Origin of the sequence: Saccharopolyspora sp. NPDC050642, from assembly GCF_040654735.1 — a bacterium.
Taxonomy (GTDB): domain Bacteria; phylum Actinomycetota; class Actinomycetes; order Mycobacteriales; family Pseudonocardiaceae; genus Saccharopolyspora; species Saccharopolyspora elongata.
In genome coordinates this window covers 348129-358058 of sequence record NZ_JBFAIN010000007.1, presented here as the reverse complement: position 1 = coordinate 358058, position 9930 = coordinate 348129, and the positions used below count along the sequence as shown (strand labels likewise).

The window sequence follows — 9930 nt, the reverse complement described above, 5'->3', positions numbered from 1 at the left end:
GCCTGGCCGGAGGCCGAGGTCGCGGTGATGGGCGCCAAGGCCGCGGTCGGCGTCCTGCACCGCAAGGCGCTCGCCGCCGCGCCCGAGGAGGAGCGGGAAGCGCTGCAGGACAAGCTCGTCGAGGAGCACGAGCGCGTGGCCGGCGGTGTCGGCCGGGCGATGTCGATCGGTGTGGTCGACGAGGTCATCGACCCCAAGACGACCCGGCGCCGCATCGCGGAGGCGCTCGCGGCGGCCCCGGCCGGGCGCGGCTCGCACGGCAACATCCCCCTCTGACATAGCGCCGTCACCACGGTCCGGTTGTGCCTCTTGTGCTTCAATTCCCTGCCCTCGGATCCGTTGATCTCCGGATTCGCCGCGATCTAGTCTGGCTCGAAATCCATCAGTTCTCCCGAGAGCGGGGAGTTGAAATTGCCTGAGATCCCTGTCGGCGAATGCCGTCCGCGCTGGTGGAGATCATCCCCGGCAAGGGCTCAGGCAAGCTGAAGCGCCGTGTGCCGGCGCTCCTGGACCAGCCTCATCTCCGAAATCCTACCGGCCGGTCGAGGTCGACGCGGGCAACGAGGGACGGGTGCTGGTGCACGTCTGAACCGTGGGCCGGATGTCCGAAGAGGCAGACTTCGATTCCCGTGGTGGACACACGTTTCGCTGCGCGGTAGATCAGCGATCAGCTCGCGGCATGGTGGTCACGATTGGGAGATGAGGAAGTGTGATGAGGAGAAGGCGTTCGCGCTGGCTGGCTGTTGCTGCCCTGACCTCGGCTGTGTCGGTGGCCCTGGCGGGGTGCGCGGGAACCGATGGGGCCGGCAGTGGGAAGATCGAGATCAAGGTCGCGACCTTCGGCGAGTTCGGTTACGAGCCGCTGTTCAAGGAGTACGAGGCACAGCATCCCAACATCCACTTGGTGTCGCAGGTCGCCGACTTCGAGGCCCACCACAAGGGACTGGCCACCCAGCTAGCGGGCGGCAAGGGCGCTGCCGATGTCGTCGCCGTCGAAGAGCAGTACCTTCCGCAGTTCCTGCAGTCCAGGGACAAGTTCGTCAACCTCGCCGACTTCGGGGCCAAGGACCTGCAGAACCAGTGGGCCCCCTGGAAGTGGGAGCAGGGGGTCAGCAAGGACGGAAGTTTCGTACTCGGTCTCGGGACGGACATGGGCAGCCTGGCGATGTGCTACCGCCGCGACCTGTTCGCCCGGGCCGGTCTGCCGACCGAGCGTACCGAGGTGGCCAAGCTGTGGCCCACCTGGGAAGACTTCGCCCGGGTCGCCGACCGGTTCAGCGCCGCGGTGCCGGATGCGAAGTTCGCCGATTCCGCCGGCACCATCTACACCGCGATCTTCAACCAGTCCGAGGAGAACTTCTTCTCGAAGGCGGACGACTCGCTCATCGCCGACCGGAATCCGAACCTGCGACGTGCCTTCGACATCGCCGCGAGCATCGGGGCGAAGGGGCAGACCGCCAGGGTGACCAGCTACACCCAGGGCTGGAACGTGGCGGTCAAACAGGGCTCCTTCGCCGTGATGAACTGCCCGGCCTGGATGCTGGAGCAGATCAGGGAAGCCGGTGGCGACGGGAACAAGGGCAAGTGGGACCTCACCACGGTTCCCGGCAACAGCGGAAACCAGGGTGGCTCCTACCTGACGGTGCCCAAGCAGGGCGCACACCCGAAGGAGGCTTACGAAGTCGCCAAGTGGCTGACCGCCCCGGAGCAGCAGAAGAAGATTTTCCTGCAGAGCGGCATCCTGCCCAGTACGCCGGCTGCGTACCAGGATCCTGAGGTGATCGGCAAGACCGACCCGTACTTCAGCGACGCACCGGTGGGCCAGATCTACGCGAGCTCGGCGGACAGCCTGCGCCCGAATTACCGCGGTGCCAAGGACAGCGTGGTGCGACCGAAGTTCGGCCAGGCACTCGGCCGCGTCGAGGACGGCAAGCAGAGCGCCGACCAGGCGTGGGACGAGGCCGTGCAGCAGGCCCGCGACGCCGTGAGGTAGGGAGGATGTCACGAAGCCCTTCACCGACGCCCACCCGCGAACCGGCCCACGTTCTTCGTGGGTCGGTTCCGGGTGGGCGCCGGGGGGTCCTGCTCTCCCGGATCGACGCCCGGGTCACGCCGTACCTGTTCGTCGCTCCTTTTTTCGTGCTGTTCGCGGTGTTCGGCCTCTTCCCGCTGCTGTACACCGCGTGGATTTCGCTGCACGACTGGAATTTGATCGACGGTGATCAGGGCTTCGTCGGGCTGGCGAACTACACCGCACTGTTCGCCGACCCGGATTTCTACAACGCCCTGTTCAACACCGCGAGCATCTTCGTGGTCTCCACGGTGCCACAGCTGTTGGCCGCGCTCGGCATCGCGGCGCTGCTCAACCGGCCGCTTCGGGCGGGGACCGTTTGGCGCGCAGGTGTTCTGCTGCCGAACGTCATCTCGGTGGTGGCCGTGGCGCTGGTCTTCGCCCAGCTATTCGGCCGCGATTTCGGCATGATCAACTGGATTCTGGGGTTGTTCGGGTTGGATCCCGTCGACTGGGAGGGCCAGCGCTGGTCGTCGCACCTGGCCGTCGCCACCATGGTGATCTGGCGTTGGACCGGCTACAACGCGTTGCTCTACCTCGCCGCGATGCGCAACGTCCCCAGGGAGCTCTACGAAGCGGCCGCGCTCGATGGGGCTTCGCGGTGGCGGTCGTTCTGGTCGATCACCGTGCCGGGAATTCGGCCGACCATCATTTTCACGGTGGTGGTCTCGACGATCGGCGGCCTGCAGCTGTTCGCGGAGCCGCAACTGTTCGACTCGACCGGAACCGCCGGTGTCGGCGGCAACGACCGGCAGTTCCAGACGTTGACCATGTACCTTTATGAGAAGGGATTCGGTCTGTTCGACGCCGGATACGCGGCTGCCATCGCATGGGTGCTGTTCGTCATGTGCCTGATATCCGCAGTGGCGAACTTCGTGCTGGTGCGTCGAATTCGCGGAGGGAGCTGAAGCGGTGCTCGCGAGTGTCCCTGCCCGGCGACTCCGCCGATCCGACGGTGCCGGTCCATTGACCCGCCGCCCCGGGGTTCTGGTTTACGCACTGCTGACCGGTGTTGTCGTGTCATCGGCGTTCCCGCTGTACTGGTCGTTCGTGGTGTCCTCCAGCGACAGCTCGGCCATTGGTGATTCCATCCCACCTCTGGTCCCCGGCGGCTACCTCCTGGAAAACGTGCAACGCGTCTTCGACACCGTGGACTTCTGGCTCGCGATCCAGAACTCGTTGATCGTGTCGGGGACGGTCATGGTGTCGACCGTGGTGCTGTCCAGCTTTGCCGGGTTCGCTTTCGCCCGACTGCGCTTCGCCGGGAGGAACACTCTGTTCCTGGTGGTGATCGGAACCGTGATGGTGCCGGCCCAGCTCGGGGTGGTCCCGCTGTACATGGTCGTCGGCGACCTCGGGTGGTACGGCAGGCTGGAGGCGGTGATCGTGCCCGCACTGGTCAACGCGTTCAGCGTCTTCTGGATGCGCCAGGCGTGCGAGGAGGCGGTTGCCCCGGAACTGGTCGACGCGGCCAGAGTGGATGGTTGCTCGCTGTGGGGGACGTTTCGGCATGTGGCGATCCCGGCGATCCGTCCGCAGGCGGCAGTGCTCGGCATGGTGACGTTCATGGCCGCGTGGAACGATTTCTTCTGGCCGCTGATCGTGCTCGACCCGAACGAAAGCCTGACCGTTCAGGTAGCCTTGTCGAGGTTGGCGAGCGGTTACTTCTTGGACTACTCATTGATGCTGACCGGTGCGACGCTCGGCGTGCTGCCCGTGATCATCGTTTTTCTGCTGCTGGCAAGACAGATCGTCAACGGACTCACGCGAGTTTCGGTCAACGGATGAGGTGGATATGACCAACAAGAAGGCGCTCGGTTTCCCGTCGGACTTCGTCTGGGGGACGGCCACGGCCTCCTACCAGATCGAAGGCGGAGCGAAGGAGGACGGCCGCGGACCGTCCATTTGGGACACCTTCACGGCCACGGAAGGCAAGGTGCTGGGTGGTGATACGGGTGAAGTGGCTTGCGACCACTTCCATCGATATCCCGAGGACGTCGCGCTGATGGCGGAACTCGGCCTGCCGACCTACCGGTTCTCGGTGTCCTGGTCGCGGGTCATGCCGGACGGGCGGACGGTGAACCCGCACGGGATGGCGTTCTACGACCGGCTGGTCGACGAGTTGCTCGATCACGGCATCACGCCGATGATCACGCTGTTCCACTGGGACCTGCCCCAGGCGTTGGAAGACGAGGGCGGTTGGCGGGTTCGTGACACCGCCGCACGGTTCGCCGATTACGCGGCGGCAGTGCACGGCGCCCTCGGCGATCGAGTGCCGGATTGGACGACGCTCAACGAGCCCTACTGCTCGGCATTTCTCGGCTACGGAACCGGGGTGCACGCACCCGGAGTGGCAGAGCCGGGCACCGCGCTCGTCGCGGCACACCACCACCTGCTGGCGCACGGGTTGGGGATGCGGGCGCTGCGCGCAGCCGCACGACCCGGACAGCGGTTCTCACTGGTGCTGAACTTCGCGCCGGCGCTGACCGATGTGGACGACGAAGCCCACCGCGAGGCCGCGCGCAAGTTCGACGGGATGCAGAACAGGATCTTCCTCGACCCGGTGCTGGGTCGCGGTTACCCGGAGGACGTGCTCGCCGACGTCGCTCACCTGGGTGCGCTGGAACCCGCTATACGCGATGGCGATCTCGAGACGATCACTACCCCGCTGGACTGGCTCGGGGTGAACTACTACGCGCCGGTCCGGGTGGCGCCGTTGGCGGACCTGGAAGCGCCAAGTAACAGCGGCCTGCCGGGCTTGCGGGGCTTCGACGTTCTGCCGCCTCGCGGGCCGCTTACCTCGTTCGGCTGGGAACAGACGCCGAGTTCGTTGACGGACCTGCTGCTGTGGCTGAGCCGGCACTGCCCTGGCCTTCCGCTCGTGGTCGCCGAGAACGGCGCGGCCTTCGCCGACACGATCGACAGCGATGGCCGGATTCGAGACCGCGACCGGGTCCGATACTTCGCCGACCACCTTCGCGCGGTCCATGCGGCGATTGAGCAGGGCGCGGACGTGCGCGGTTACCTCGCCTGGTCGTTGCTGGACAATTTCGAGTGGGCGCTGGGTTATTCGCAGCGGTTCGGCCTGATTCACGTCGACTTCAACACCCTGCAGCGCACGGTCAAGGACAGCGCCCGCTTCTTTTCCGGAGTCGCGGCAAGCAACGCCGTACCGGTCGACGACCCCGCCGAGCTCACTGTGGACTGACGCTGGCCATCCGATACGAGCGCTGTGCCGACTACTTCTGCGCTTTGCTCGCCCTGGTTGCCGCATTGACCTGTGACAGCAAGAAGCCCGCAAAGTCGGCTACTTGAGACAGGATCTCAGCGGTTGCGATGGTCTTTTGGCGTGTGGCCGAAGTGCTGGCGGAATGCCTTGGTGAAGGTGTGGGCCGAGTTGAAGCCGGATTCGTAGGCGATTTGAGTGATGGTTTTGCGAACGTTGGCGGGGTTTTCGAGTTGTAGTTGCGCGTGGTGGAGACGTTCTTGACGAATGAGTTCGCTGGGCGTGGTTCCGGTTCGCTGGAGCACGGCTTGGATTTGTCGCGCTGACCAGCCGAGTGCTTGTGCGATGGATTCCGTGTTGAGTCCAGGGTCCCACGCGTTGGCGCGAATGTGTCGGCGTATTTGGGTTTCGATCTCGCGTGTGTGGCTGGTCGGCGGTTGGGTATCGCCGAGGAGGAGCAGGCAAACCAGGTCGGTGAGGTGTTGGCTTGCTCGGTCGAATTGGGTGGCGGTGAGGGTGTCGCGTTCGGTTTGGAGGGTGGCGAGGCTGGTGTAGATGAGTCGCCCGAAACCGTGGGCGAGGTCGGTTGCGGGGTTGAGAAGTGCGCCGCGGCCGAGGCGGTGGTCGATCTCGCGCTGGGGCATGATGAGGGCCATGCCCTTGTGGCAGGGTCCGACGCCGACGTCGAACGGGGTGTCCATGGTGAACAGCGCGCCGGTGCCGGCGGTGAGCGTGTGCTGGTTGCCGGCCTGGCGTAACACGAGCGAGCCGCGGATGGAGATGCCGAATCTGTATCGCTCATCGGGGTCGGCATGAACTTGGCGCTTGGTGCGCTGAAGCCATTGCGGGGTGGAGGCGTCCCAGCTGACGAGCTGGTAGGACTGGGTGCGTTGGCAGGTTGTGTGGCCTTGGAAGTCGGTCGGCCGGATGACCCGGGAGCTGAGGGTGCAATGGAATGAGCTGATTACCTCGCCCCAGTATTCGAGCTGGTCGGCGCGTGGCATGTCCTCGGTGGTGGTATCCACGGTGGCGGTATCCACGTGGTAAGTCAGTGGCATCGCGACCTCTGGCTGCAGCGGGGACGAACATCGGGAAGTCTAGGCCGTGTGACTTGGCGTGACTAGACCGTTTAGTGGCAACGTCTCGCTCATAAGTTGGCCCGGGTTACGCCGCAGTCCGAGGACGCGCGCCTCGACCTCGGCCTGGGTGCAGGTCAAGCAGCGGTGCGGGGTGAGGGCCGATCGGCCAAGTCCGCATCACCGCGTGACGCTGCGCGCGAACCGGCGACGAACCGTTCTACTGGACGGGCATGAATGGCCAGTTAGCTGTCACCGGGGCGCCATTGAACCCTTCCAGTCGTGGCTTTGGTGCGTGAGTCAGACGCACCCGCCGCACTGGACGTCTTCCCGATCAAGTAAACCGCCAACCAGTCCCGACGGCGCAGTCGTGCGCGTGTGGGCGGTTGTCGTGCGTTTCTAGGCGCAACAACCACCCACCTGTCCTCTTAAAGTCCCCTTGCTCGCAGCAACCAGGGGCTCACGGAGAGGTAGGCATGGCCACGGACGCTCTTCTGTATCGATTGATGGGCGAGAAAGACCGGACCCGTTCCCGCTGCCTTCGATGACCGGGATGCGTTCGATCCGGCGCGCCACCCGAACCGGCATGTGGCGTTCATGCCCGATCATCACCATTGCATCGGTGCCCCGCTGGCCCGGGTGGAGGGCGAGAGCATCTTCTCCCACCTGCTGGAACACTTCCCCGGGATCGGGTGTCTGTCGTTCGTCGAGCGTGAGGCGCGCAAACGCTTCGAGGATCGGCTCGGCGTATATGAGGCGATCGACTCGTTCGATCTAGTCGAGTACTCTCATCGGAGCACAGTGGGATCGCGCAACGTGATCAACGTGGATCAGCAGCTCGATCGGAGCATGCCGCGCCCGGACCCGTTGACCGTGTTCGGAGGGATTGCGCGATTGCCATGGATGGCGGAACAACAACGAAGATCGGCGTGTCTATTACTGCCTCGGACCCGCTGATTCGTGCCGGACTGGCCCAGTGCTTGGACGAGCGCCAACACATCGAGATCACCAACGACAACGCCGACGTTGTGGTCGTCGCGATGGATATCGTCGAAGCATCCACTTAGTTTACGGGGACATTGCCATGGATGGCGGAACAACAACGAAGATCGGCGTGTCTATTACTGCCTCGGACCCGCTGATTCGTGCCGGACTGGCCCAGTGCTTGGACGAGCGCCAACACATCGAGATCACCAACGACAACGCCGACGTTGTGGTCGTCGCCATGGATATCGTCGAAGCATCCACAATAGAATCGCTGCGAAGCCTCAATCCCGCCGCTGTCAAACCCGTTATCCTCGTAGTGGAAAACCTTTGGCGCGCCGACATAGCCACGGCGGTAAGGTTGGGCGTCCGCGCCGTCCTATGGCGCCACCGCTTCTCCGCCTGGGCCTTCGCCCAAGCTATTCGAGCAGTCAGCGAAGGTGGTGGCTTTCTCCCCGTTTCAATGCAGGGCGCACTCATGGATCAGCTTCAACGGACCTACCGCGAAGTGCTCGCACCGCTCGATATGGCGCCCTCCGGTATCACGCACCGCGACATCGATGTCCTACGTCTCGTCTCCGAAGGATTCGGCCTCGAAGAAATAGCGCAAAAACTCCACTTCTCCGAACGTACCGTCAAGAACATCCTCTACAAGTTCATGAAGCGATTCGATCTCAGCAACCGTACCCACGCTGTCGCCCACGCCATCCGCGCGGGTCTCATCTAAGGGGCGCTCAATGATCGAAATGGCCGTTTCGTCCTATTCGATCCCGCTCCGCTCGACGAACCCTCTGGAGAAAGCCGATGGAGCAACAGTCCTGCCCGTTCAAGATCGGCCCCACCGGCCGCGACGTCTACGCCGAGGCCGCCGGCATAATGGAGTACTTTTCCACGGGAACCGGATGGTCGCTCTGGCCGTACCCGCGCTGATCCACCGCTACCGCCCGAAACCCGGCCTCGGCGAGTGTGGCAATTTGATGGCGCCACGAATGCCACACCTCGGGAAAGCCGTGTAAGAGCAGCACCAGCGGCCCAGTGCCGGCTTCGGCGATATGCAGGCGGACGTCACCCGCTTGAACAAATCGATGCGTAATGGAGGTCACTGTTATTGGTCCCTAGCGATCAGATTACCAGGTGACGGGGAACCGATCGAACCCGCCGATTACCGTTTCGATACGGCGCGGCAGCGCTTCGCAGGCGCGCGCTGGCCGCAGGTGAGGGAAACGTCCGAACAGTTCTGTGCCGACAGGCTCTGAGACAAGACCGGGGTGGCAGGAATGATCCAGTCGGCACCTGCCGCTTTCTAACGACTAGCCCTCGTGGGACTGCGGGTGACCACCAGGGCGTGGTAGGCGGGTTTGCTCAGGGCGCAGTCAGCGGCCCACGCCGTGGTCGCTCAGGACCGGGTGAGCGTCAGGGGCCGGCGGGGAAATCTCGACGCCGACCTTCATCGCCGTTGTCCGTTGGGCGAACTGCGCGGTCAGCCTGGTGAAGTCCCAGCGGTGCTGCGGCACACTGCTGCAGGTGCCAGATGTCTGTCCGTTGTCGGGCGGTGTGCATTGACGGTCGCGGTTGAGCGACCAGAACGTGTAGCGGGACAGGCCGTGGCTGATCGAGTAGTCCAGCAGCGTCTGAAAATCGGCTTGAGTGTAGTACTCGCCGAAGTCCGAGCGCCCATTCATCAGCGACGCGCCCTCGTGGGCGTACGCGGTCGCGCTGTCCCAGCCGAATGTGCTCATCAGGACGCCGTGGAACTTCTTGAGCACGGCGATTTGATCGCCGACGTTCTGGAAGCCGTTGAACGGCATGATCGAGTAGTTGTTCGGTGTGAAGTTCAGGGCCTTGGCCGTGTTCAGAAGGTTCTGTCCCTGCGGCGTCGTTCCGCTGGGTGCGGCAACGGTGGTAACCGATACGTACAGGGCGGGATTGTTCTGCTGCAGAATCTGTGCCGCTCGCAGTTCCTTGGTGATTGCTACGGGGTCCGAATACTCCGGCTCCTCGAGGTTGAAATCGATTGCTCGGAGTGCGTACTTGTCGATCACTTGCTGGTAGGCGTTCGCCGTATCTTCCGCGCTGCCGCAGGTTTGGCCCAAGTTCGTGCCGCCGTAGCCGCCGATCGAAACGGAGACGTCACCGCCGGCCAAGCGCACGCCGTCGATGATTCGAGCGACGGCGGTATCCGCGGACACCGGGACCGCGCCATCCCAGGTGGGCGTACAGTCTCCACCGCCCCTGGGAGCCTGGATGAACGTCAGCTGGAAGGTCTTCTGGCCTGTCTCCGCCATCACCTTCGGCAGATCCGGTGGGTTGCCGTAGAGCGGCGTCACATACGGCGCCGACCCGTACCAGCTGTCCGACAACGTCGGCGGTGCGACGGTCACCGGGTTCGTAGGAGCGGCGCTACTGGGCGTCGCCCACAATGCTGTTGCGATTCCAACAGAAGCCGCCACGGTGGTGGCGAGCGCGGGGAATTTTGGCACATGTCCTCCTCATCGGACGGGGTTGTGGTCGCGAGGCGGAAGGTCATCGACGAGGACCCCCGCGCATCTGGGCCGTGCGGAACTCATGCCACG

At 64.2% G+C, this 9930-nt stretch carries 9 protein-coding genes and 1 pseudogene; 7 read left to right on the top strand and 3 right to left on the bottom strand.

Annotated elements, in window-relative coordinates:
• From AB0H93_RS14975 to AB0H93_RS14955, 5 genes are all read left to right on the top strand, one after another.
• On the top strand, positions 1-276 hold a 276-nt coding region (locus tag AB0H93_RS14975), incomplete at its 5' end, for a carboxyl transferase domain-containing protein (RefSeq protein WP_358572489.1).
• Between the two features lie 436 nt (positions 277-712).
• Complete coding sequence (locus tag AB0H93_RS14970; protein WP_358572487.1) at positions 713-1993, top strand: ABC transporter substrate-binding protein; 1281 nt, start codon at positions 713-715, stop codon at positions 1991-1993.
• Positions 1994-1998: 5 nt separating this feature from the next.
• On the top strand, positions 1999-2979 hold the full coding sequence (locus AB0H93_RS14965) for a sugar ABC transporter permease (protein ID WP_358572485.1): 981 nt from the start codon (positions 1999-2001) through the stop codon (positions 2977-2979).
• Between the two features lie 58 nt (positions 2980-3037).
• Complete coding sequence (locus tag AB0H93_RS14960; RefSeq protein WP_132494369.1) at positions 3038-3859, top strand: carbohydrate ABC transporter permease; 822 nt, start codon at positions 3038-3040, stop codon at positions 3857-3859.
• 7 nt (positions 3860-3866) lie between these two features.
• Positions 3867-5279: a GH1 family beta-glucosidase gene (locus tag AB0H93_RS14955; RefSeq protein ID WP_358572483.1), complete on the top strand. Its 1413-nt coding sequence runs from the start codon at positions 3867-3869 to the stop codon at positions 5277-5279.
• Between the two features lie 116 nt (positions 5280-5395).
• On the opposite strand, the gene AB0H93_RS14950 is transcribed toward AB0H93_RS14955, so the two are convergent.
• Entirely contained in the window at positions 5396-6337 is a 942-nt protein-coding gene (locus AB0H93_RS14950; protein ID WP_358572481.1) for an AraC family transcriptional regulator, read from the bottom strand.
• A gap of 633 nt (positions 6338-6970) precedes the next feature.
• Between AB0H93_RS14950 and AB0H93_RS14945 the strand changes: the two genes are divergently transcribed.
• Both AB0H93_RS14945 and AB0H93_RS14940 read left to right on the top strand, forming a co-directional pair.
• Positions 6971-7330 (top strand): hypothetical protein, encoded by a 360-nt coding sequence (locus AB0H93_RS14945; RefSeq protein WP_358572479.1) that lies wholly within the window; start codon positions 6971-6973, stop codon positions 7328-7330.
• A gap of 127 nt (positions 7331-7457) precedes the next feature.
• Positions 7458-8084 (top strand): response regulator transcription factor, encoded by a 627-nt coding sequence (locus tag AB0H93_RS14940; protein ID WP_358572476.1) that lies wholly within the window; start codon positions 7458-7460, stop codon positions 8082-8084.
• A gap of 145 nt (positions 8085-8229) precedes the next feature.
• Here the strand turns inward: AB0H93_RS14940 and AB0H93_RS14935 are convergent.
• Together AB0H93_RS14935 and AB0H93_RS14930 are read right to left on the bottom strand one after the other, a co-directional pair.
• Positions 8230-8460, bottom strand: a pseudogene (locus AB0H93_RS14935) (alpha/beta fold hydrolase); the annotation flags it as partial.
• Between the two features lie 270 nt (positions 8461-8730).
• Positions 8731-9837 (bottom strand): chitinase, encoded by a 1107-nt coding sequence (locus AB0H93_RS14930; protein WP_358572474.1) that lies wholly within the window; start codon positions 9835-9837, stop codon positions 8731-8733.
• Positions 9838-9930 lie beyond the last annotated feature (93 nt).